Here is a 23,353-nt window from a genome sequence, read left to right as displayed (position 1 = left end):
GGGTGGCTAGCATTGCCAGAATTTGATAAATGCAGTTTGATTTTGGTGAAAAGATATAGCCGTGACGAGACTAACCAGCCGGCCATAGGTAGCGATTGTGATGTTTAGAAGCCCAGCCGATAGCTAATCCGGCTGGACCTAAAAGGAGGAAGGGTAAGCAATTTGCTACCCAATCATAATATATTCAGTGATAAGTTATTATGTGAAATTAAAATTTCAGAAACAAATCAATGAGGGACAAGCAAATTTCGATTGCGATCAAAATAATGACTGCCCATTCCAAACGATTGCCGCGCTTGGCATGAGCCAAGCCGGTAAATACCTCGGTAATATCCATCAAAGCATCTGTCTTATGGCGGATATTGCCGTATCGTTCATCCAGTTCAAAGAGGGTGCTCAATTCATTGAATAAGATACCTGCTTCTTCGTTGACCCAGGTGATAGCAGGTTTATCCAACAACATAACATAGGAGAGCGTGTTCAACTTGAAACCCAGAATACTGGCAGACATTTGCGCTAATTTTTCATCTGAGACAGACAGATCTCCTTGATAAAGGTGGGTTACAACATCTTCGATTTTATCCAGCAGAATGCTAATATCAAATTCGATTTTATCCAGTGCTACCGACTTTGCTAAAACTGTGGACACGATTTCCAGATGATAAACAGCAGCCTGAGCCGTCACCATAAAGTCATTGTTAATGGCAGGCGGCACGGTGGGGTCAATTTCCAGCTTGTAGTCGTCTGCATAGCGAAAAGGAGCTTTGCTATCCATATCCGGTTCAATTTTTTGTAAATAGTTCACCACATCCATGATTTCATGGTGTTGAAAATTTACAAACACAATACTGCCAAAATGGAAGATTGAGATCCACTTGCCTTCCGGATTATGTACTATGCCCTGCAAGGCATTATCCCGCAGCTGCAGCGATTCTTCCCACTTAAACTTTTTGGCAATGCCAAAATGCTGGGCGATATTGGTAAGATGGAGTTCATTTGCTAAAACGACAGCTTTAAATTCTACCTGCATGGTTTTCTCACTCCTGCCGGCGAATAGCCCAAAAGCGGGGAGCGGGCTTTTGCCTTGCGTAGCTTTTCGTCAATAAGGTATTGCTTCGGCGATGATGACTAGGCTGTTATTTTATAGTTTACCAATACATTAAAAACTATTTATACTAAGGGTTACAAAGATTTTAATTATTTTATAAAGTTTTTATGAATACTTTAAAGCCAATTTAAAAATTCTTTTTATAATAACCTCATTACAAATTAAGGGGGTTATTTTTTATGAATAAAATTCAACTTATGTATGATGTAGTAAAGACAATGCACGGTAAAGAGACTGTCAACGGGATGATAAAGGCTGAGGTCGACAAAGATCGGATCAATATTTTTTCTATGCAGAATGATTTCGAAAAAAATTTGTTAACCGGGCGGATAAAAGCAAAAGCGAAGGCAGAAGTGGATTATGAGGGCAAGAGGGTAAAACGTGAAAGCAATGCCGGAGTTTTTATGCGGTTTTTTGCAGCAAAACAGCATGAATTTAGGGGACACAGCCATCATCTTTATGGCAGTCATGCAGGACTAAAAGGAAGGCTTTCCAAGGCTGTCGTTGCATTGAGTGTTTTAAATGCCATGCAGGTCGAAGAACGGGAGGATAAAACGATTGTGATATCACTCCATGCCATGGATTTACCTGAAGATATGAAACAGCTGTTTCACGAGAAAATGCTCCGGGCAGGCGAGTGCCGCCATCATGGGCACAGCTTTATGGGCGAATTTCTTTTTGCCGATAAACTTGATTTGAGGGCGAGTTTGTTCATTAATGAAAATTACGAGATTGAAACTGTCGCGCTCAACGTTGACGGAATACAAATCGATGAGCAAGGGAAGCAGCATCTGCTAAAGGCAAAGGCTGACTTGCATTTTGCGTGGTAAACGAGGTGAAACAGCATGACGCTTAAACAATATTATATTGATCCCAACCGCTGCGCCGGCTGCGGCCGGTGTCTGGCTATCTGTCCGGCAAAAGCAATTAAGCTGTTGGCAACAAATACGATGCAAATTCAAGCTCATAAATGCATACGCTGTGGTTCCTGTAAAAAAATCTGTAAGCGAAATGCGGTTTCCTATCGCGTGCGGCTGCAGTTTTGAACTGAGATTTACCGAAGCAAGGGCGCAATGGATTGTTTTGCGCCTTTGCTTCTTATACAATATAATGGTGAGAAAAGGTTGCGGAAGAGTAGAAGGTGATAGAAATGTTTCAACATAAGGACCGGCAGCAAACAGAGCGGTATCCGGATCAACAAAACCGTGAGGAGCTTTCTGATATTTTCCGGCAAATGCATCATCATAGACATCACCACGGGGAGTTTTTACGACACTATAAATATTTTCGCTATCTTCGTCCCGGCGGTATATTGTTTACCCTCCTGATCCTTTATCTATTGTTTACATGGGTGGGAATGAAGGAAGCTGCTGTTTTTTTTGCAGTGTTAATTGTGGCAAAAGAAATTTTGCAGTTCTTTGTTTTGCTGCGTTTGGAGAAAAGAATATTCAAGCCGATGATAAACTTAAAACAAGGGCTGGGTGAAGTTGCCCAGGGGAACTATAAAGTTAAGGTAGAGTATGACAAACCGAATGATCTTGGACTATTGATTGATGCTTTCAATGAAATGACGGCAAAATTGGCTGAAAGCGAACGGATTCAGGGGGAGTATGAGGGAAATCGCAAGGCCCTGATTGCAAATATTTCCCACGATTTAAAAACGCCGATAACTGCCATCCAAGGTTATATTGAAGCCCTTTTGGAGGATGCGGTTACTCCTGTGGAGAGAAAAAGCAAGTATCTGCAGACGATTCATCATAATGCGGTTTATGTGAATAAACTCATTGATGATCTTTTCTTATTTTCAAAATTAGATATGCAGAAGTTGAAGTTTCAATATCAGGTTGTGCCGATCAAGGCATTTATGGATGACCTGATGGAGGAATATAAGTTTGACTTTGCCGAACGAAATATCCAGTTTCAATATCAGCCGCAGTTGGAACAGGATGTCCGGGTCAATCTGGATGGGAAACGGTTTCACCAGGCTGTTCATAATATTATGAGCAACGCCGTCCAGCATGGGCCGGAAGCTGACTTATCCATATTGGTTTATATGTATCAGCAGAACGGTTTTGTCTGCATTGCGCTTCAAGACAACGGCCCCGGTATTCCGGAAGATAAGATTCCTTTTATTTTTGACCGGTTTTACCGTATTGACAGCGAACGTCCCAAGAATTTTTCGGGGACGGGATTGGGACTGGCAATCGCCAGGGAACTGATAGAAGCTCACGGGGGAAAAATTACCGTTTCCAGCGTAGAAGGCGAAGGAAGTTGTTTCACCATCATGCTTCCGATTTGGCAGGGCAGGGAAGGGGAAGTTTGCGAATGAAAAACATTTTGATTATTGAAGACGATTTGGATATCGCCGAACTGGAACGGGATTATCTGCAGCTGAACGGCTATCGGACGGAAATCATTCAAGACGGGCTGCTGGGTCTGGAAAAAGCGGTTTCGGGTATGTATGACGTTGTTGTTGTCGATTTGATGCTGCCGCATAAAGACGGCTATGAAATCATCAAGGAGATTCGAAAAAAGCAGGAAATACCGGTTATTGTCGTATCGGCCAAGATGGAAGATATTGATAAAATCAGGGGGCTGGATTTCGGTGCGGATGACTATTTGACGAAACCGTTCAGCCCGGCTGAGCTGGCAGCCAGGGTTAAGGCTCATCTTAAAAGATATGAACGGCTGAAAGGAGCGGCTGCTTTTGACGTAATTCAGCATAAGGGCCTTGAGATCAATACGGCAGCCCACAAAGTATTTGTTAACGGCAAAGAGATCCAAATGACAGCAAAGGAATACGATCTCTTAGCTTTTCTGGCGGCCAATCCCGATATCGTTTTTAGTAAAGAGCATATTTTTGCTAGAATCTGGGGCGATGACTGCTATGGAGATACAGCCACTGTAGCTGTGCATATTCAAAAAATCCGTAAAAAAATCGAAAAGGATGCTTCGAATCCGGAGTTCATTGAAACGTTGTGGGGAACAGGCTATCGCTTTAATTCACTATAAGTGTGTCCGGGAATTCCTTTATGACTTTGCGGTACATAACCGGGAAAGCTGTTTGTGCATTCCGGACAGCTTTTATCAGGATATTTGTCTAAATTCCATAATCAAGTTTAAGAGAAGAAAAGCGGGTAGACCATTTATAGTCTGCCCGCATTTTCTTATGACAGAGGGAAGTAATAAGTGAGAGTTCATCCTATTTATTAACCTTTTGTACCATTTGATTCAACGGAAGAACTATAACTATTCGTGCTGCTGTATTGTTTCAGCTCGCTTTGCATGGTTTGTATATCGGAATCGGCAGCCGTGCCTTCTTCTATTTTATTTAAAAAACTTACGATGTCGGAATCCAGGCTGCTGAAACTATCGGAGCTGCTGTCAGTCGTGGTATCGCTGTTATTTGCGGGCGGCGGTGGCAGCATCATTGCCGCCGCCAGTTGGGAGGCATCCGTGGTGCTGCTTGAATCAGAGCTGCTGTCAGTGGCGGATAGGGAAGGCGCATTATTCATGGCCGTTTCATACTCGGATTCCGTCAACGATCCAGAGCTGTCCGTATCAAAGCTGCTGTAGAGATTTTGGGCCATTTCCTCGGTAACATCACTGGGACGTGCCGCCGCAAATTCCGACTCGCTCACCGCGCCGTCGCCATCAGTGTCCAGCTTGCTGAACATTTCCGCTGTCGACAGCTGAGTCGAAGCAGAACTATAAGAACTATCGGAACTGTTGTCAGCGCCGCTGCTGTTATACGCTGGCGGCGCCGGGGGCAATGCTCCGGACATTTGGAACGTATCGCCGTCAGAACTAATGCCGGCTGCTCCGTCTAGTTTGTTTGTGGTTGTATCATTGTTAGTAGTATTGTTATTTGTAGTTTGATAGGGAGAATACTGGTTTAAAATAGCGGCCCAGCTATTACTTACAGACGATATACTCATACATTTACCTCCAAATTCTGATCTCTCACTTATTCTTTTTATATTATCGGTCATAATATTCGGAAAAAAATTTGATTTATGGCAAAAAGCAGCTAAGTTTATGGTTTGGACAACGTTTCAAACCATTTTACAATGAAATATGTGTATAGTAGTAATGAAGGTTATTATATCCAGTTCGGTACTGCGTCTTGCAGGGAGAAAGTACAAAAGGGAGAGTGATAAGATTTGGCCGACAACTTGATCGATTTTTCTAAGTTTACGGTGGATAAGCAATCTGGGATAAACATTGCGGCAGCAAAGAAATATTTTATTGAAGAGATACTGCCTTATGTAGGTGAGGTTAGTCTGCAAAGATTAATAAAGGCAAATTTTTCAGAAAATCAACGTTCGATACAGCTGGAAATGATGAGAATGTTTATTGAGTCGGAATTAATGCGGCCAGACACGACAGAAGAAAGTCGCTTACGGTTATTCTTTGCTGAATCTGAAGCGGATAAGTCTTGTTCCGGAACAGCGAAGCAGTAAGCCGCTGAATCAGATCCGGCGTAACGGGAACTAATTGTATGGAATCCGGGGGAGAGGTGTTCGTGATGAATAGTAAATCCGGCGGCAGTAATAACCAATTGAGTGAAACTGCTAATGATTTGTTAAGTGAGGCAGAAGTAGAAGCATTATTAGCGGATTTACCAGGTATCAGCCATGAATGGGAAGATACGGATGAATCACAGACGGTCAAATAGATGAAATCATCACAAAATACCAGGTTTGCAGCAGTGCGAGCCTGGTATTTTGCTATTTTAAAATAAAATTGACTTAAAATAGAGGGTCTGTTAAGCTTGAGATAAAGCAAGCTGGCAAGTGGATGATCGGGGGTGGCTTTTTGGAAATTCGACAATTGAAAACCTTTATGAGCATCGTAAAGCTGGGAAATTTCTCTCAGGCAGCTCAGTTTTTGGGATATACCCAATCGACGGTAACCACCCATATTCAATTGCTGGAAAAAGAGTTCAATACGGTGCTGTTTGAACGGCTTGGACATCAGCTCATGCTGACGACAGACGGCGAAAGACTGTATGATTATGCCGAACAGATTACTAAGCTGGCGGAAGATACCAAAAATGAACTGGAGAATTTCGACATACCTCGCGGGCCGATTATCATCGGCATGCCAGAGTCGTTATGCCGCTACTATTTAACGGATCTGCTTAAAGAATATGTCTCCTTGTATCCGGATGTGGATTTAAAGCTAAAGCTGGGCATTGGCAGCGACTTCCGCAATTTACTGCGAAAAAATATGATGGATATAGCGCTCTTTCTGGAAAAGGAAGTAGCGGATGTTGATTTGGTCGCTAAATTGTTATGGCCGGAATCAATTGTGATGGTAGCTTCGCCTAACCATTCGTTAGCGAAACTGGATGGAATTAAGGTCAAAGATTTGCGGAACCAGATACTTGTTTTCACTGATTCGGGCAGCAACTACCAAACGGTGCTGAAAGAATATTTGGCAAAAGCAGCGATTCATCCCCGGACAATTTTGGAAATAGGGCAGATTGATACGATCAAACAATTTGTCATGAGCAACATTGGGATCACAATACTGCCATTTGCCGCAGTGAAAGGGGAAATCGACGCAGGCGATCTGGTTGTTCTAAAGTGGCAGGACATTGATCTTCAGACAAATGCATATTTGGTATATCATAAAGAAAAATGGCTTTCCCGTGCGATACAGGCATTTATCAAGTTGGTTCAGGAGCGGCTGTTGAAATAGCGGTCGGTTGTTTTGTCAATGGACCTCCGCCGTTGCTGATTGCACCGAGCTTTGTTGCAGGGAAAATTCGGATAAAGTGAGTGGAGCTGTTTGATGAATAACTTCTTAGCTGACGTTAAACTGCTTGTTGCCGGTGAACATGGCTTAGTAGTTGAATTTGGCAGTGTAATTTCTCCGAAAATTAACCTTTTAGTCCAGCAATTCACGCGGCTGATTATTGCCGATACAATTCCGGGCATAGTGGAAGTAGTACCGACTTACCGGTCGGTTACTGTTTATTTTGACCCTCTGATAATTACCCAACAGAACTTGTCCCGGTTTGTAAAAAAAATTCTCAGCGATATCAAGCCCCGAGAGCTGGAAACCTTATCGTCTGTTATTGTTCATGTTCCGGTTTGTTATGGCGGTGTTCTGGGGCCTGATCTGGAATATGTGGCGCGGTATGCCGGCTTATCCTTGAGGGAAGTCATAAAAGTTCATACTTCAAAGCCTTACCTGGTTTATATGCTGGGGTTTACGCCCGGATTTCCTTATTTGGGCGGTCTGCAAGAGCAGCTGGTAGTACCCCGGCAGGAAAAGCCCCGGATGAATGTCCCGGCGGGATCAGTGGGCATAGGCGGCAATCAGACCGGGTTTTATCCCAGTGAAAGTCCGGGAGAATGGTGGCTGATCGGGCGCACTCCGCTGAAAGCCTTTGATCCGCAGCAAAGCAACCCTTTTTTAGTCGCGGCCGGCGACTATGTACAATTTGTTGCTATTGAACTGGATGAATATTTCAAAATTCGCCGGGAAGTGGCGGCAGGAATCTATAAACCCCAAGTCAGCCATAGGTGATACGGGAGGCGATGCGGCATGATTACAGTCATCCAACAAGGCGACTTTACAACGATACAGGACGGAGGCCGCTGGGGTTATCAGGCCTGGGGCATGCCGGTTGCCGGCGCTATGGACTGCTATGCCCGGCGGGTTGCCAATCTGCTGGCCGGAAACAAGGAAAGCGCGGCGGTGATTGAGATGACCGGGGTGGGCGCAGCATTCAAGTTCGATGAGGAGCAGCTTATTGCTGTTTGCGGCGCAGATATGCAGGGGAAGGTCAATGGCAGGCCGATTGACAATTGGTTGTCTTTGCTGGTTCCGCCAAAGGGCGAACTTCGATTTAGTGCAGCTACAGCCGGTTACCGGGCTTATTTGGCTGTACGCGGCGGAATTGATGTTCCCGTCGTGCTGGGAAGCAGATCGACGTATACCGGCGCCAAAATCGGCGGTTACGAGGGCAGAACGCTGCGCCAGGGTGATGTTCTGTATGCCGGCCGGGACAGTGAAGCAAAAGCGGTTTTGCATAAACTGCCGGCTCAGTATGTTCCCCACTATGGTGCGGAATATACGTTGCGGGTGATTCTTGGCCCCCAGGACAATTTGTTTGCCAAGACGGCAATGCATACCTTTTTTGCCGCTACTTATACGATTGCCGCTTCCTCCGACCGGGTGAATTATCAGCTTACCGGGCCGAAAATTTCAATGATTGGTAAGGCGGATATTGTATCAGATGCCGTCGGTTTGGGGGCAATTCAAATTCCTTCATACGGTATGCCGTATATTGTCGCGGCTGATCATGGGACTACCCGCGGTTTTGCCAAGCTGGGCTATGTGATTCAGGTGGATTTAGCCAAACTGGCTCAGGCAAAGCCGGATGACAGGGTTCGTTTTACCTGCGTTACGAAAGAGGAAGCGGTTGACGCTTTAAAAGAGGAACAGCAATGGTATCGGGAAATAGCAGCGCAGGTTAGGTGATTCAGTCTGCTGCCGACAAATAGCGAAATTTGTTGTTTAACCACTTGCAAAAAAATGAATAGTCCTATTTGATTTTTCAATTTTACCTCCTCTTCGTTCAGTGATATGATAAATAATAAATAGAAGTTGAAATTAAAAAACTTTTATTGGAGCAAAGGTGCTTCAAACAAAGATAAGCTTTGTTTGAGGCACTTTTTTATCTGTTGGATAATGCGAAGAGTGGAGGAATGATGGATCAAGTTGATCTGAATTGTGATTTAGGAGAAAGTTTTAGTGCTTAATGAGGTGATATATTGGAACAATTTGGTACGGGAAATACTAAATACAACATTGAAATGTTTCCCGGGGGAGAAGCAACCATCGTAGTTGAATTCGGGAAATGCATTCATCCGGATAGCCAGCGGAAGGTCAAGCCTTTGCCGATTATCTGGAGAATCATCCTTTCCCCGGAATGATCGAATACGCACCGGCATTTTCCAGTGTTATTGTGTTTTACGATCCCCTAATCGTTGGCAATTTACCGGCAGACAACTTGCAGGATAAGCTGTCTCGCTCATATCAGATCGTCGCTGCCTTACTGCGGGAATATCTTTCGAAGTCGGATGTTCCCGCGAAACGGAGCTTGAGAATTAACCAAGAAAATATATTAAAATTTTTTAATAACTATAAATTTTAAGCAGGAATTTCAAAAAGAACGGAGAAATTTTGCAATAGATACTATATTATAGAATTAAATACTATTATATAGAATAATGGCATGGCTTTATAATAAAAGATTGTTTAGGTTAAGTCATTATTTTTTACACCAGTATAAGAATTGAGTTCTATAATATAGAATAAATGGAAAGGTGGGAGACAGGCATCAGTATGTAGGTGGTAATCAAAAAAAGAAAGGAAGTGGAGTTATGTTAAAATTGTTCGGTATTCTTACAAGATTTTTCCCTGTTTGGATTATCCTTTTTGTGTTGCTGTCGTATACTTCTCCGGAACCGTTCAAAGTATTACCTAAGTATGTTCCGTATTTCCTTGGCGCGGTGATGTTGTTTATGGGACTTACCATGAAGTTGGATGATTTTAAACTTGTCTTCAAACAACCGAAAAATGTTATAGCGGGAATCATTTTGCGCTATATGATTATGCCGTTTGTCGGTTTTGGTGTAGCCAAGGCCCTGGGCCTTCCGCCGGCGTTGGCAGCCGGATTAATCTTGGTAGGCTGTTGTCCGAGTGGAGTCGCATCGAATGTTATGACGTTTCTGTCCCGCGGGGATACTGCGCTTTCCATTACAGTATCCAGCTTCAATACGGTTTTGGCGCCATTCATTACACCTGCCATGTTTCTGCTGTTAGCAGGATCTATCGTTCCGGTCAACGCCGGCGCAATGCTGGTTGACATCGCTAAGATGGTTCTTCTGCCGGTAGGTCTAGGTATTGCGTTCAATATGGGGGCGACAAAAACTATTGATAAAATAAAGCCTTACCTGCCGGGACTATCGACTTTTATGCTTCTTTTGATTATCATTGCCGGCACGGCGGTTAACGCTAACCGTTTGGCAAGCGTTGCGGTAATGGCTTTCGTAGCGGTAGCAATGCATAACGCTGTTGGTCTGCTACTGGGGTATCTAGGTTCCCGTGCAGCAGGGATGAATCTCTTCCAGGCCAAAGGCATAACATTCGAAATCGGCATGGAGAATTCAGGTTTGGCCATGACCTTGGCGCTTGCGTACCTTGATCCGATTGCTGCCATTCCGGGGGCAATATTCAGCGTTTGGCATAACCTTACAGGATCGGCACTTGCAACTTACTGGGGGCGGAAAGCCGAACGCGAAGGGCAAGCGCTTGGTAAGACGGTGTAATCGAAAAATTAAAAGCGGAACGCGAAGAGCATGCGTCTTTTGCAAAAATGGTGTAATCTAAAATTTTTAAATAAGTTTTTATAATTTAGATTACAGAAGAGGAAACTACCTTAAAGGCCGCGAAATCTCAGTCAGAGCAATTCTTTATGTTTAGTTAAGATACAAATTGTTCAAGGAGATGATGTTGTGGCACAACAGGGTATTATGGTTCAGTCTATTGAGAGAGCGATTCAGATTTTGAATTGCTTTACCGCAAATTCGCCGGAGCTTACGTTGAATGCGATTGCCGCTGAACTGAATTTAAATAAAAGTACATTGCATGGGATACTCAATACGCTAAAGCATTACGGAATGGTGGAACAGGATGAGGAAAGAGGCAAATATCGTCTGGGAATGCACTTGCTGGTTCTATCCCACAGGCTGCTTGATCGTCTGGAGATACGTTCGGTTGCCAGCCCTGTTATACAAGAACTTTGCGAGCAAGTTGGTGAAACCGTTCATCTGGTAATACTTCGCGAGACGGATGTGGTTTACATTGATAAGTGCACTTCCCACAGATCGTTTCAGGTTTTTACCTCGATCGGCATGAGATTTCCGGCTTATGTAACCGGTGTGGGTAAAGTGCTGCTGGCTGATAAAAGCAATGAGGAATTACGTGAAATTCTACCGCCTGAGTTACACCAAGTAACGAAATATACCATTAGCAACAGAGAAGAACTGATTGCACATTTGGAGCAGGTGCGAAAACAAGGGTATGCCTTTGATAAAGAGGAAAACGAAATCGGTCTCAACTGTGTGGCAGCACCGATCTTTGATTTTAACGGCAAAGCAGTGGCAGCCATTAGCGTGGCAGGACCTTCTGCGCGGCTGAATGATGCGCGAATGGAGGAACTGGTTGCGGTTGTACGGAAAGCCGCGGCGGAAATTTCTCGTCGGCTGGGTTATAGACTCTAATCCTAAGAATCAAGGCAGCAGTTGTAATTTGCGTAGATGCAAGAACATAATTCTATATTATAGAATTATAAGAACTTTAAACTTTTCTATATAATTTTTGGGAGGCGACTATATTGAATAAGGTACGAGTAGCAATTATGGGCTCGGGAAATATCGGAACAGATCTGATGTACAAATTAAAGCGCAGCAAGGTGCTTGAACCAAAAATCATGATCGGTATTGATCCTAATTCGACGGGTTTACAGCGGGCTAAGAATGAGGGTTTGCTTGTTTCCCATAAGAGCATTGAAGCGGTTCGCGAATACGCTGATTTATTTGATATTATTTTTGATTCGACCAGTGCGGGTGCCCATATCGCAAATGCGCCTGTCTACCGCGAACTCGGGAAGATTGCAATTGATTTAACTCCGGCTGCAGTTGGGCCGTTTGTTATTCCTTCTGTTAATATCAAGGATGCGCTAAAAGTTGATAATGTTAATATGGTTACCTGTGGCGGTCAGGCGACGGTACCGATTACCTACGCGATCAGCCAAGTTGTTCCTGTCAGCTATGCCGAGATTGTTGCAACGATTTCCAGCAAATCAGCCGGCCCCGGAACTCGGGCCAATATTGATGAATTTACTGAAACAACCGGCAAGGCGCAAGTCGCAGTTGCCGGAGCCAAAAAGGGTAAAGCCATTATTGTTTTGAATCCGGCTGAGCCACCGATTAATATGCGTGACACCGTACGCTGTCTGATGGAACAAGAGGGACCGGAGGTAGAAAAGGCTGTTGCTGAATCCATTGACAAGATAGTCAAACAGGTTCAGCGGTACGTACCCGGCTATCGTTTGAAACACGAACCGCAATTTGACGGCAATCGGGTCACTGTTTTTATTGAAGTAGAAGGTTTGGGCGATTTCCTGCCCAAATACTCCGGCAATCTGGATATTATGAATTGTGCCGCTGTCTGCGTGGCAGAAGCAATGGCAGCAGAACGCTTTGGCGTTAAATAGGAGGGATAATAATGAATAATAAAAAAATTATTTTAACTGACGTTACGATGCGTGACGGAATGCATGCCATGGCGCATCAGTTCTCGGCTGAAGATATGGCGATTATTGCCAAGTCGCTTGATGAAGCAGGCATGGATATTATTGAAGTCACGCATGGCGACGGTTTGGGCGGAAATTCACTGCAGTATGGCTTGGCGAAAAATACTGACGCCGAATATTTGGCAGCCGTTGCACCGCAAATTAAAAATGCCAAACTTTCGGTATTGCTTATTCCCGGAATCGGTACAATCGAAGATTTGAAGGAAGCTATGCAATACGGAATTAAAACAGTACGGGTTTGCACCCATTGCACCGAAGCCGATGTTTCAGCGCAGCATATTTCTTTTGCCAGGGAAAACGGTCTTGATACAGTAGGTTTCCTGATGATGTCGCATATGATACCGCCGGAAGAGCTTGTTAAACAGGCACAATTAATGGCTTCCTACGGTGCCCATTGTGTGTATTCAACCGATTCGGCAGGCAACCTTACCCCTGATGGCGTAAAGGCGCGCATCACTGCTTTACGCGAAGCACTGCCGGCGGATGTTCAGATCGGATTTCATGCCCATCAAAATCTTTCCTTAGCAGTAGCGAACAGTATTGTGGCAATTGAAGCCGGCGCGGACCGGATCGACGTAGCCTTAGCTGGCTTAGGGGCGGGTGCGGGCAATACGCCGGCAGAGCCCTTTGTAGCTGTCTGCAATAAGCTGGGCATCAATATTGGAGCCGATTTATATAAGATATCGGATGCCGCTGATCATTTAGTTCGTCCGCGGATGACACATCCGGTACAGGTTGACGGTAAATCTCTTATGATCGGATATGCCGGGGTGTACTCCAGCTTCCTGCTCCATGCAGAAAGAGCGTCTGCCAGATATGGTGTTGATACGCGGGATATTCTGGTTGAACTGGGACGGCGGAAGATGGTAGGCGGTCAGGAGGACATGATTTTGGATGTGGCATTGGACATTGCCAAACAAGCAAAGTAGTTAAAATACGATAATACAGTGAAGGGGGTGGATGGCAATGGGAGATACTAGAAGCATTGCTGTTTCTGGTGTCGAACAGCTCCAGGAGGTGTTCCGGCAGGCACAGCAGGCAAAGACTCCGGTTTATTTGTACCGTCAGTCTCACAAGCAGGGGATCTGTCTGGATCTAAGCCAATGGAATGACATCGAAGTCTTTGACGTAGATAACTTGATGGCTATTGTGCCGCCGGGAATCACGCTGGGCGAATTAAACCGAACAGCGGCGGCAAAAGGGCTTCGCTTTATACCGGCGGATTCTCCGTCCATAGCTGATCTTAGTGTCGGTGAATGGGCATACCGGGGATGTCCGAATCTGCTATCCTGGAAATACGGGGCAGGCAAGCATTTTCTACTGGGATCCGGATACGTATTTCCAAATGGGGAAGCAGCTACCGTAGGCGGCAGATGTATTAAAAATGTGAGCGGCTATGACTTAACCCGATTCTTAACCGGTGCTTATGCCGATTTAGCGGTAGGCGTTCAGTTTGTATTAAAGCTGATGCCGCAGCCTGCCTGCCGAAAACGGTATGATATTGAGGTTGCTTCGTTGGAGCAAGCCGTTAACCTGATTGCTGACTTACAGTCACGTCCGGTGCCGCCGGCCTGGCTATATTGGGCTGATTCAGCATCCGGCATGAAACTTTTCGGGTCAAGACAGCAGGGGGAGCGCATTATCTTTGAACTGGATGGCAATCGGGTCGAAGTGTACGATTATGCGGCAGCCGTCGATCAGATGCTGGCAGCCTATAACGCCGCCCTGCTAACGGCCGGGAGCGAGCTCCCGGAGATGTCCTGTCTGGAAACAAGGGCAGATGGCTTTTGGTTAGTTGATGAATTTAAAATTCCCTATCCGGTTATGAAGCAATTTTCTACTGCGGTAAAGAAAGCGATGGAAGAATATAACTGGGAAGGCGGTTTATTCGGCCAACTGGCAGACGGCAAAATCAACCTGTATGTAAAAAAGACCGATTCCAGAATCACAAGCTTTATTGCCAGGCTGCAAGACAAAGCACAGGCTCTCGGCGGATCGGCCAGCGGAAAATATGAGCGGCTGTATAGTACCGGCGGAACCGGAAGTTTAGTCCTGTTGGAGAGAAACTTTAAACAGCGGCTGGATCCGGCGCTGCTCTTTAACAGACTGGCGGAGGTGCAGGATGAATAATCAGGGAAGACGCCGATTCATTGAACAGGAAATTGTTAAATGCAGCCGCTGCGGGACCTGCCGGTCAATTTGCCCGGTATTTCTGGCCGAAAACAATGAGAATACTACAGCCCGCAGTAAGAACCGCTTAATGGAGGCTGTTCTGGAAGACGATATTGAACTGACGCCGGGTGTGCAGAAACGCTTTGAAAAGTGTCTTCTCTGCAAAGCCTGTAAGGCGCATTGCGGCTCAGGCGTCGCCACCGACAAAGTCATCATGGAGGGACGGGCGGCGGCAGTCGAGCGGAATGGTTTGTCGCCAATGAAAAAATTAGCCTTTACCGGTCTGCGCTACCGGAAACTCTTTGATCTTGGTCTACGGACCGGAGCGCTGTTTCAAAGCCTGATCTTTAAGAAACTGCCGGAAGGGCGAGGACGGGTTCCCCGCATTCTGCTGCCGGGAGCGGGCCTGAACCAGCGGCGGATTATACCGGACATGACCGCGAATCCGCTGCGGGTACGCCTGCCAAAGTTTATTAAAGCAAGAACGGCGGCCGGTAAAGGACGGGTGCTGTTTTTCACCGGCTGTATGCTGAACTACATGTATCCGGAGTCCGGGGAAGCCGTTGTCGGTATCCTGACAGAAAACGGCTGGGATGTTGTAATCCCGGAGAAACAGTGCTGCTGCGGTACACCGGCTTTTACATCAGGCGATGTTGAAACCGGACGGTTTCTGGCTGAACAAAATATCAAGGCAATCCGCGCCGAAGACTATGACCATATTGTAACTGCGTGCGCTTCCTGCGGGGCAGCATTGAAATACGAATATGAGCATGTTTTAGGCGACTCACCCCTGCTTAAGACATGGCAAGGAATTTCCACCCATGTTTTTGACATATCCCAGTTTGTCCTCCGTCATTGTGATCTAACAAAGCTGGGGAATCTGCCGATCAGGGTCACTTATCATGATCCCTGCCATTTGGTACGGGGTATGAATGTGTCGGCTGAACCACGGGAAATTCTTAAGGCCATTCCCGGACTGGAGTTTATGGAAATGAAAGATGCCAGCCGCTGCTGTGGAGCCGGAGGGAGCTTCAGTGCCGTTTACTATGAACTTTCCCGTAAAATCAATGATAAGAAACTGGACAATATTGAAGACACCGGAATGGATTATTTGGTTACAGGCTGCTCTTCGTGCCGCATGCATATAACCGATGGTTTGACGCAAAGGAAGAGTGCCGTGGAAGTGCTGCATACGGCAGAGGTCATCCAGATGGCATATGAAGCCGGCCGAAAGGAGGGGAAGCATGTTAACAGCTGAAGTGATTCAGGAATTAAGCGCGGTAGTCGGTGCAAAACATGTAATGGATTCGGCGGAGGATTTAATCATATATTCCAATGATGCCACCATGTTTCATTCCAGACCGGAAGCTGTCGTCCAGCCAGGAAATCGGGACGAAGTTGTACAAATCGTAAAAATCGCAGGCCGTCACAACCTTCCGGTAACCTGCCGCGGTGCGGGAACCTGCCTGTCAGGCGGGCCAATTCCGTTGAAGGGCGGCATTGTTCTCGAAATGACCCGAATGAATCGGATTCTAAAGGTGGATGCCGTCAATAAAGTTGCGGTGGTTGAGCCGGGGGTTATCACATTTTCCCTGGCCTCGGCGGCGAATCAGGTCGGTTTGCTTTATCCGCCGGATCCATCCAGCATGAAAGAATCAACATTGGGCGGCAATATTTCAGAGTGCGCCGGCGGACCGAAAGGAGTTAAATATGGAATCACCCGCAACTTCGTTTTGGGGGTCGAAGCTGTTTTAGCGGACGGGACTATCGTTAAAACCGGCAACGAGGTGGATGGCGACATGGCCGGCCCTGACTGGACCATGTTGTTTACCGGTTCGGAAGGAACCCTTGGCGTTATTGTAAGCATTACTCTGCGGCTGGTGCCTATCCCACCGGTAAAGAAAACTTTAATGGCCGTTTATGACCGCCTGGAGGATGCGGCGAAAACGGTAAGCGTTACCATGGCGTCGGGAATTATTCCGACAACACTGGAAATCATGGATAACTTAAGCATTGTATCGGTAGAAAACTATCTTAAAATCGGCTTGCCGGTACAAGCCGGCGGGTTATTGCTGATCGAAGTGGACGGTGTGCAGTCCACAGTCGAAGAAGATGCCGACCATGTCAGCGAAATCTGCAAGAAATGCGGTGCCAGCGAGGTGAAGATGGCCCAAAACGCGGCAGAGGCCGAAGAACTGTGGCTGGCGCGGCGATCCATCAATCCGGCCTTTGGCCAGGTGGCTCCCTGTAAGTTTGCCGAGGACGCGACAGTCCCCCGCAGTTTGGTTCCTGTTCTTGTCGGCAGGGTGCTTGAAGTTCAGAAGAAGTATGATGTACCGATTTTTATTTGCGGTCATGCCGGGGATGGCAATATGCACCCGACCATCATGTTCGATAAACGGAATAAGGATCAGAAAGAGCGGGCGGAAAAAGCGCTGCACGACGTGCATATCATTACGCTTGAACTGGGCGGCACTCTTAGTGGTGAACACGGAATTGGTTTCGCCAAAGCACCTTACCTCCGGGCTGAAACCGGCGAGATAGGTTACAAACTGGGGCAAGAAATAAAGCGGTCTGTTGATCCCCACGGACTATTGAATCCCGGGAAGATATTCTTTTATGAAGGTGTGCTTCATTAAAAAAAACAGGTAGAATTTGAGTAAGTTATTTACCTGGTGCGGGGGGCTCCTATGCCGGGTATTTTAAGAAACATGGCAAATATAAGCCATGTCTCAGTCAGTATTAAAGAAGAAAGGCCAGTGTATCTGAGATTGCCATACTCCGCTTCGCTGCGTTCGCAATGACAAATCACCCATTCTGTCATCGCGAGGAGCGATAGCGACATGGCGATCTTTGGAGTCTCCCAGATGTTCTTTCATGATACGTTGTGAATTTATTTCATGCCCGTTGCGAAGCAAAATGAGCGGTCCTGTTTAGGAAGGGTTTCACCTTTTTTTAACGAATATATACCACAACCTCCAGAGTGAATTCTATTTTTTGTTATGGATGAGGTGAAAAGGTTGAAAGAGGCAGTTGTTAAGGAAATTCAGGCATTCGTGAGTTCGTCGTCCTTGAATCGGAGTCAGGACGGCCGGTTTCCCTATTTTGACCAGCCTTTGATTGGTTTTGCCAGTCTACAAGACCCAATTTTTTCAGAGTACAAAGAGCAGATTGGCGATTTCTATGTATTGCCGGCCGAATGGCTTGACACAGAAGACAGATCGCCTTTACCCCGCCGAGGAACTGTCATTAGCTGGGTGCTGCCCATTCATGCGACGGTGTTGGCAAGCAACCGGCAGGAAATGTTGCTTCCCTCCCGGGAATGGGCCCATACCAGATTTTACGGCGAACAATTCAACCATGCGCTTGCCGACCATGTGGTAAAATTTCTGACTGAGACAGGGTTTTTAAGTGTTGCTCCTTCTCTTGACAGCCGATGGAGGCGGGTTTATTCGGAGCATCTCGGCCATGCTTCCAACTGGTCTGAACGACATGCGGCTTATGCCGCCGGACTGGGGACATTTAGTTTGAATGACGGGCTGATTACCACGCGGGGCATCGCCCATCGCTGCGGCAGTGTCATAACCGAGCTGGTACTTGAGCCGACGCCGCGGCCCTATCATGGTATATACGATTACTGCTTATACTATAATTCAAAAAAATGCGGCGCCTGCATCAAACGTTGTCCGGCAGGAGCCATTTCAAAAGACGGGCATAATAAAGACCTTTGTTTTCATTACACCCGCACGAAAGTCATGCCGGCAGTCAATGAAGACTATGGCGTTACGACGCCGAGCTGCGGCCTTTGTCAAACCAGGGTGCCATGTGAAAGATGCACCCCGGCGCCCCAAACGCCGAGTAAATGATATTTACTAATGGCTGCCCGGAATCCAGCAGGCAATCGGCGGATTCTGACCATTCCGGAGTGTTCCTGTGGCCGGTATGGCTGCGGACGGGACTCTTCTGGTCCCTTTGACTGGGTTCCCTGATCGTTTTAAACCCAATATATTCGTGCTGATAGCGCAAAGCGGACAGGCTGTTTGGCAGCCTGTCCGCTTTGTGGTTTCAAGGGAGCACTAGGGCATAAAGCGACGGCGGACTGCTAGGATATAGCGCTGCAGTTGCTATGCATTATGGCCATGGTGAGGATAAGTAACATATATTTTACTTCCTGCTTTCGGCGGTTTACAATGGAATCGAAAGGAGGAGTTCATATGGCAAACAGCATGAGTGTGAGAATGGCAGGCAGCAACTGGAGCAAGGACGCAGTTGCCGACGACATTGTCAGAAGAGGCTGGAGAGTGGCTTTTGACATGGGTGCCCTGGGTGTTGCGGTTCTCTTTGTTATCGCGTTAGTTTCCCTTGCATTCTAAAAAAACGCCAGGAGGAGCAGTCGACAATTGAATCGGATAGAAAAGACCGGAAAGCCAGCTCGCTGCAGTGGGAGAATCCACTGAGCAGGGCTGGCTTTCGGTTTTAGGCAGCAGAGGATTCAGCTTAAATCAGCTCTTTCCCCGTCTCATATTTCATCCAAAGCGTAATCTCCTGGGGGAAAAATCTTTACGGGTCTTATTTGCTGCTGTTTCCTGCTTCATTTCCTGGTTGTACAATAATCTTCAGTCTTCCATATAAAAGATTTTTCCGCTAAATCAATAATACTTGTTAGCAATATATGCGTTCCAGCAACTATGTCTTTTGTATCAGCCCATTCAGCCGGATTGTGACTGATTCCTCCGCGGCAAGGGATAAATAACATTCCGGTGTGTGTATATGCCGCAAGGTGCATTGAATCATGACCGGCGCCACTTGGCATTACCTTATAGGAATAAGAATTTTCACTGCATTTTGTGCTTAAAAAATCAGTCATTTCTCTAGATAGTTGTACCGGAGTCTCATCAGAAATTGTTAAGAATTCAATATTTACGTCACGTTTCAATTTTAAAGCAGCAATGGCTTCATTTAGTTCCCGCAGCATCTTTTGTTTGGTTTCATAGCAAGTTCCGCGGATATCGACTCCAAGTTCTACTACTCCGGGTATTACATTCATAACTCCCGGATATGCTTTGATCATTCCAGTCGTACCGACAATTCCCTTGTCGGCCCAATGACAAGCAATTGCCTCTACAAAAAGAATAATCTCAGCAGCTGCTGCTAAGGCATCTTTGCGCATTGACATGGGAGTTGCACCCGAATGATCTGCGTTTCCTCTAATGATTACGCGCAAGCGAGTTGGTGCGGCAATGGCGCTGACTACTCCAATTGTAGTTTTTGTTGTTTCAAGTACCTTTCCCTGCTCAATATGAAGCTCTAAAAAGGCTTTGATATTTTTTTTGTCATAGCAAGCTTTCTCTACATTTTCCGGAATGAGACCGCGCTTGCGCAATGCTGCCGGTAAACTTATTCCCTGCTGGTCTTTAAGACGCTCAATATCTTTATAAGTTAATTCTCCGCAGAAAGCTTTACTCCCTAAGGTTGCCGTCCCAAAACGACTCGATTCCTCCGCCATAAAAACAACCACTTCAATGGGATGATAGGTTTTTATGTTCTTATCCTTAAGACAGTTTATTACTTCTATAGCACCAAGGACACCAACAATTCCATCAAAGTTTCCGCCATGGGGAACACTGTCTATATGTGATCCCAGCATAACCACAGAACTATCACGGCACAAACCTTCCCTTCGTCCGATGATATTGCCAAATTCATCAATGCGTATCGTTAAACCAGCAGTTTCCATCATCTTCAGAATCATTCTCCGAGCTTGCCAATCAGTATCGCTAAAAGCAAGCCTGCTAAATCCGCCGTCTTTTTCAAGTCCAACTGTGGAAAGTAATGAAAAATTGTTCATTAGCCTTTGTTCGCAAACCACTAAAATCCCCCCTAAAGCCAACCTGCTGTCTTTCTAAAGATTGGTTAATTTTTTTGTATTACTCAAAGGAACAGCACACTGCTTTTGCTTCTAATTTCCTGACTGCCGTAAATATAAATTCCGCCAAAAATATTGGCGGAATTTATATTTACATAATTATTTCTAAATAACTTGACTGTCATTCAAGTTTTCAGTCTTCTTACCGGCTGTTTTTGCCGGAAACGAAAGTGCGGTCAGACAGGCAATCGCTAAGGCAGCCGCCATTGCATACAAACCTGCGTCGGTATTATGAGTTTGTGTAATAAGCCAGCCTACCAGGAACGGACCGACAAAACCGCCAAGATTGCCCATAGCGTTAATAAGTCCCAGTGCCCCGCCTACTACATTACGGGCGAATAACATTGGCGCTATGGTCCAGAATGGTCCGGCAAAACCCTGCATGAAGAAGCCGCAGCCAATTAGAAACGCATAACACACCCAAATCTGACTGCGAAACTGAGTAACCATAAAGAAGCAAACTGCAAAGCCAAATGCAGATAAAGCAACATAACCGCGCCGGTTACCACTACGATCAGATCTCCTCGCGATCAAATACTGCCCAATCATTGTGGCGATATAAGGAACGGCTGAAAAAAGCCCTACTGCCCCCATACCGGTATTCATCAATTGCTTCAAAATAGTCGGAAGCCACATTGTATAGCCAAGTATGCCAATCATATAGCAGAAAAAGAACAGTATCATTTTCCAAGTGTTTTTATTAAACCAAACTTCCTTATAAGATGTCGTTGCGCCGGCAGATTGAACCTTTACCTGCTCCTGCTCGCGACGCATTACCAGATAGTCCCTTTCTGCTGCCGATATCCATTTGGAATCTTCAGGTTTATCGTCAATAAACGGCCACCAGGCTGCCAACAGAAGGAAGGAAACGGCACCTTCGACTATGAAAACATACCGCCAGCCCCAAGAACTTATAATCCAGCCCGATATAGGCCCGGTAATTATTGACGCAATAGCAAGGTTCATAACAAAGAAAGCATTTGCTCTGGCTCGTTCTTCCACAGGAAACCATTTGCTGATAATGACCAGCATAGCAGGGAAAACGCCGCCTTCTGAGACACCAAGAGCAAATCTCAAAACTAGCAGTTGAGTTGTAGTGGTAACAAATCCCGTACAAACAGAAAGTGCTCCCCAGACGATAATAGTGCCGGCAATAAACTTCTTTGCGCTTCCTACTGCCGCAATATGTCCCGCGGGAATCTGCAAAAACAAGTAACCAATAAAAAATATACCTGCCGCCAAGCCGGCCATTGAGGCTGTCATACCAAGATCTTCATTCATGCCGCCGGCCATGGCAAATCCAATATTAACTCTGTCCATATAGGCAAAAATATAGACAAGAATGGCCGGCGGAATAATTCTTAGCCAACGCTGCTGCGGAATATTACTCGCTAATTGCTCTGCGCTCATGCTCCTCACCCCTGTATTTTTAATTAGATCCCTGATTTTGATTTAATCTTTTGCTAAAATCGGTACCGTATTTGCAGCATAAGGCATAACCATTATAGTATAATCCTTACGCCCCAGCTTTTTTTCTGCCAAATCCAATGCTTCTTCCATGGTTGTTACCGGAAACATTCCGGCTTTTTCCACAAAATCTTTGTTGCCCGGCAACGTTACCATAATATTTGGAACTTTCTGTGCCAGCTCGCCTACTTTCAAAGCGGCCCACCCCGGTACTGTAAACTCTTTACGCAATGCCATTTCCCTGTCATACAGCGATTCATAATTAAACCAACCGCTGAAATCAGGCGGCTCGTTAATGTCGGGCAGCTCCATTATGAGAATAATTACGCCGTCGTCCTTGCAGGCCATCGCCGCATTATCCATTGTTTTATCGGCCTGATACAAGTTAATATCCTTAGGATAGCCGCCGGCGGAGGCAATAACCAAGTCTGCTTTTTCTCTGATAGGAACGCCAAAAATTTTCTCAATAGTTCTGCATCCTTCAAGCCAAGCCTGTAACCAGTCACCGGCGACAAAACGGGCAAACTTTCCCTCAGCAGTTTGTGTAACATTAAACAAAAAATCAGGATGGACCATCTTGGCAATTTCAATCATATCTTCATTCATGGCATTGCCGTCAAGTTTGCCAGACACGCTATTGGGGTTAGTTCCTTTGCCTATTTCTTCACTCAAACAGAAACTATGATTGCCCTGTATAGTTGCGTAACCCGATACTCCCGGAAGTATAGATTTACGTCCGCCGCCAAATCCGGCCATTAAGTGATAGACGATTCCCCCGGTCAATATCACCTTGTCAGCCTTGACAATCTCTTTATTAACGCTTACCGCCACCCCGCGCGAAGTAGTACCAATATACGTAAAGTCTTCCTTAATTGGTGCATAACTTTGAATGATCCTGACTCTGTCTACGACTTCCCGTCCATATACGGTTACGTGCTCTTCAGGAGTATTTATCCGGTGAGCACCCAACGCTACAACTAATAAAATATCGCTGTCAGGTACACCGGCCTCATTCAGTTCATTAAGAATATACGGAAGAAAAATATCAAAACGAACCCAAGCCCTGGTAACATCACTAGCTACCACAGCAACTTTATCGCCGGCTTTCACGATGTCTTTTAGTGGTTTTGTTCCAATAGGATTGCGAAGTGCCTCCTTAATAGCCGCTTCAACATCAACTATAGGCGGATACTCTTTTCCTTCTACGACATCAATAATTTTTTCTTCCGGTAAAGAAAATTTGACCGCCCGTTTGCCTAACTTGAGTTCAAATTTTTTCATT

Annotated in this window: 25 protein-coding genes; 20 read left to right on the top strand and 5 right to left on the bottom strand. The window is 45.8% G+C overall.

The window, feature by feature from the left end; all coding sequences use genetic code 11:
- Positions 1-208: 208 nt before the first annotated feature.
- On the bottom strand, positions 209-1,030 hold the full coding sequence (locus tag ABFC84_01930) for an RMD1 family protein (protein ID MEN6411506.1): 822 nt from the start codon (positions 1,028-1,030) through the stop codon (positions 209-211).
- A 257-nt stretch (positions 1,031-1,287) separates the two neighbouring features.
- On the opposite strand from ABFC84_01930, the gene ABFC84_01925 reads away from it, so the two are divergent.
- The 4 genes from ABFC84_01925 (at position 1,288) to ABFC84_01910 (ending at position 4,120) form a co-directional block, all read left to right on the top strand.
- Positions 1,288-1,938 (top strand): hypothetical protein, encoded by a 651-nt coding sequence (locus tag ABFC84_01925; protein ID MEN6411505.1) that lies wholly within the window; start codon positions 1,288-1,290, stop codon positions 1,936-1,938.
- A gap of 15 nt (positions 1,939-1,953) precedes the next feature.
- Entirely contained in the window at positions 1,954-2,154 is a 201-nt protein-coding gene (locus ABFC84_01920) for a 4Fe-4S dicluster domain-containing protein (GenBank protein ID MEN6411504.1), read from the top strand.
- A 104-nt stretch (positions 2,155-2,258) separates the two neighbouring features.
- Positions 2,259-3,437: a HAMP domain-containing sensor histidine kinase gene (locus ABFC84_01915; protein ID MEN6411503.1), complete on the top strand. Its 1,179-nt coding sequence runs from the start codon at positions 2,259-2,261 to the stop codon at positions 3,435-3,437.
- Entirely contained in the window at positions 3,434-4,120 is a 687-nt protein-coding gene (locus ABFC84_01910) for a response regulator transcription factor (protein MEN6411502.1), read from the top strand. The genes ABFC84_01915 and ABFC84_01910 overlap by 4 nt, the downstream gene beginning before the upstream one ends.
- 197 nt (positions 4,121-4,317) lie before the next feature.
- Here the strand turns inward: ABFC84_01910 and ABFC84_01905 are convergent, their stop codons facing one another.
- Positions 4,318-5,046 carry an EF-hand domain-containing protein gene (locus ABFC84_01905; protein ID MEN6411501.1) on the bottom strand — a complete coding sequence of 243 codons (729 nt, stop codon included), beginning with the start codon at positions 5,044-5,046 and terminating at the stop codon, positions 4,318-4,320.
- 225 nt (positions 5,047-5,271) lie between these two features.
- Between ABFC84_01905 and ABFC84_01900 the strand changes: the two genes are divergently transcribed.
- The 16 genes from ABFC84_01900 to ABFC84_01825 all read left to right on the top strand — a co-directional run bounded on the left by ABFC84_01900 (position 5,272) and on the right by ABFC84_01825 (position 19,051).
- On the top strand, positions 5,272-5,571 hold the full coding sequence (locus ABFC84_01900) for a hypothetical protein (protein ID MEN6411500.1): 300 nt from the start codon (positions 5,272-5,274) through the stop codon (positions 5,569-5,571).
- Between the two features lie 62 nt (positions 5,572-5,633).
- Positions 5,634-5,786, top strand: a complete 153-nt coding sequence (locus tag ABFC84_01895) for a hypothetical protein (GenBank protein MEN6411499.1) — start codon at positions 5,634-5,636, stop codon at positions 5,784-5,786.
- A 140-nt stretch (positions 5,787-5,926) separates the two neighbouring features.
- Positions 5,927-6,814, top strand: coding sequence for a LysR family transcriptional regulator (locus tag ABFC84_01890; protein ID MEN6411498.1), 888 nt, complete (start codon positions 5,927-5,929; stop codon positions 6,812-6,814).
- A gap of 93 nt (positions 6,815-6,907) precedes the next feature.
- Positions 6,908-7,648 (top strand): 5-oxoprolinase subunit PxpB, encoded by a 741-nt coding sequence (pxpB, locus tag ABFC84_01885; GenBank protein MEN6411497.1) that lies wholly within the window; start codon positions 6,908-6,910, stop codon positions 7,646-7,648.
- Between the two features lie 18 nt (positions 7,649-7,666).
- Positions 7,667-8,605 carry a biotin-dependent carboxyltransferase family protein gene (locus ABFC84_01880; GenBank protein MEN6411496.1) on the top strand — a complete coding sequence of 313 codons (939 nt, stop codon included), beginning with the start codon at positions 7,667-7,669 and terminating at the stop codon, positions 8,603-8,605.
- Positions 8,606-8,898: 293 nt separating this feature from the next.
- Positions 8,899-9,060 (top strand): hypothetical protein, encoded by a 162-nt coding sequence (locus tag ABFC84_01875; protein MEN6411495.1) that lies wholly within the window; start codon positions 8,899-8,901, stop codon positions 9,058-9,060.
- Entirely contained in the window at positions 9,057-9,281 is a 225-nt protein-coding gene (locus ABFC84_01870; protein ID MEN6411494.1) for a hypothetical protein, read from the top strand. The genes ABFC84_01875 and ABFC84_01870 overlap by 4 nt, the downstream gene beginning before the upstream one ends.
- A 229-nt stretch (positions 9,282-9,510) precedes the next feature.
- On the top strand, positions 9,511-10,458 hold the full coding sequence (locus ABFC84_01865) for a bile acid:sodium symporter family protein (GenBank protein ID MEN6411493.1): 948 nt from the start codon (positions 9,511-9,513) through the stop codon (positions 10,456-10,458).
- Between the two features lie 186 nt (positions 10,459-10,644).
- Positions 10,645-11,412, top strand: coding sequence for an IclR family transcriptional regulator (locus ABFC84_01860; protein ID MEN6411492.1), 768 nt, complete (start codon positions 10,645-10,647; stop codon positions 11,410-11,412).
- 113 nt (positions 11,413-11,525) lie between these two features.
- On the top strand, positions 11,526-12,407 hold the full coding sequence (locus ABFC84_01855; GenBank protein MEN6411491.1) for an acetaldehyde dehydrogenase (acetylating): 882 nt from the start codon (positions 11,526-11,528) through the stop codon (positions 12,405-12,407).
- 11 nt (positions 12,408-12,418) lie between these two features.
- Positions 12,419-13,435 carry a 4-hydroxy-2-oxovalerate aldolase gene (dmpG, locus tag ABFC84_01850; GenBank protein MEN6411490.1) on the top strand — a complete coding sequence of 339 codons (1,017 nt, stop codon included), beginning with the start codon at positions 12,419-12,421 and terminating at the stop codon, positions 13,433-13,435.
- Positions 13,436-13,472: 37 nt separating this feature from the next.
- Positions 13,473-14,636 (top strand): FAD-binding oxidoreductase, encoded by a 1,164-nt coding sequence (locus ABFC84_01845; protein ID MEN6411489.1) that lies wholly within the window; start codon positions 13,473-13,475, stop codon positions 14,634-14,636.
- Positions 14,629-15,936, top strand: coding sequence for a (Fe-S)-binding protein (locus ABFC84_01840; GenBank protein ID MEN6411488.1), 1,308 nt, complete (start codon positions 14,629-14,631; stop codon positions 15,934-15,936). The genes ABFC84_01845 and ABFC84_01840 overlap by 8 nt, the downstream gene beginning before the upstream one ends.
- The gene (locus ABFC84_01835) at positions 15,923-17,317 is read left to right on the top strand and encodes an FAD-linked oxidase C-terminal domain-containing protein (protein MEN6411487.1); all 1,395 of its coding nucleotides are present in this window, start codon (positions 15,923-15,925) and stop codon (positions 17,315-17,317) included. The genes ABFC84_01840 and ABFC84_01835 overlap by 14 nt, the downstream gene beginning before the upstream one ends.
- Positions 17,318-17,698: 381 nt before the next feature.
- Entirely contained in the window at positions 17,699-18,544 is an 846-nt protein-coding gene (locus ABFC84_01830; GenBank protein ID MEN6411486.1) for a hypothetical protein, read from the top strand.
- 348 nt (positions 18,545-18,892) lie between these two features.
- On the top strand, positions 18,893-19,051 hold the full coding sequence (locus ABFC84_01825) for a hypothetical protein (GenBank protein ID MEN6411485.1): 159 nt from the start codon (positions 18,893-18,895) through the stop codon (positions 19,049-19,051).
- A 218-nt stretch (positions 19,052-19,269) separates the two neighbouring features.
- Here the strand turns inward: ABFC84_01825 and ABFC84_01820 are convergent, their stop codons facing one another.
- From ABFC84_01820 to larA, 3 genes are all read right to left on the bottom strand, one after another.
- Positions 19,270-20,547: a M20 family metallo-hydrolase gene (locus ABFC84_01820; protein MEN6411484.1), complete on the bottom strand. Its 1,278-nt coding sequence runs from the start codon at positions 20,545-20,547 to the stop codon at positions 19,270-19,272.
- 162 nt (positions 20,548-20,709) lie between these two features.
- Positions 20,710-22,014, bottom strand: coding sequence for an MFS transporter (locus ABFC84_01815; protein ID MEN6411483.1), 1,305 nt, complete (start codon positions 22,012-22,014; stop codon positions 20,710-20,712).
- Positions 22,015-22,056: 42 nt separating this feature from the next.
- Positions 22,057-23,352, bottom strand: coding sequence for a nickel-dependent lactate racemase (larA, locus tag ABFC84_01810; GenBank protein MEN6411482.1), 1,296 nt, complete (start codon positions 23,350-23,352; stop codon positions 22,057-22,059).
- Position 23,353 lies beyond the last annotated feature (1 nt).

This window comes from Veillonellales bacterium, from assembly GCA_039680175.1.
GTDB lineage: Bacteria > Bacillota > Negativicutes > JAAYSF01 > JAAYSF01 > JBDKTO01.
The sequence above is the reverse complement of the archived record's forward strand: the minus strand, read 5'-3'. Positions and strand labels throughout refer to the sequence as shown.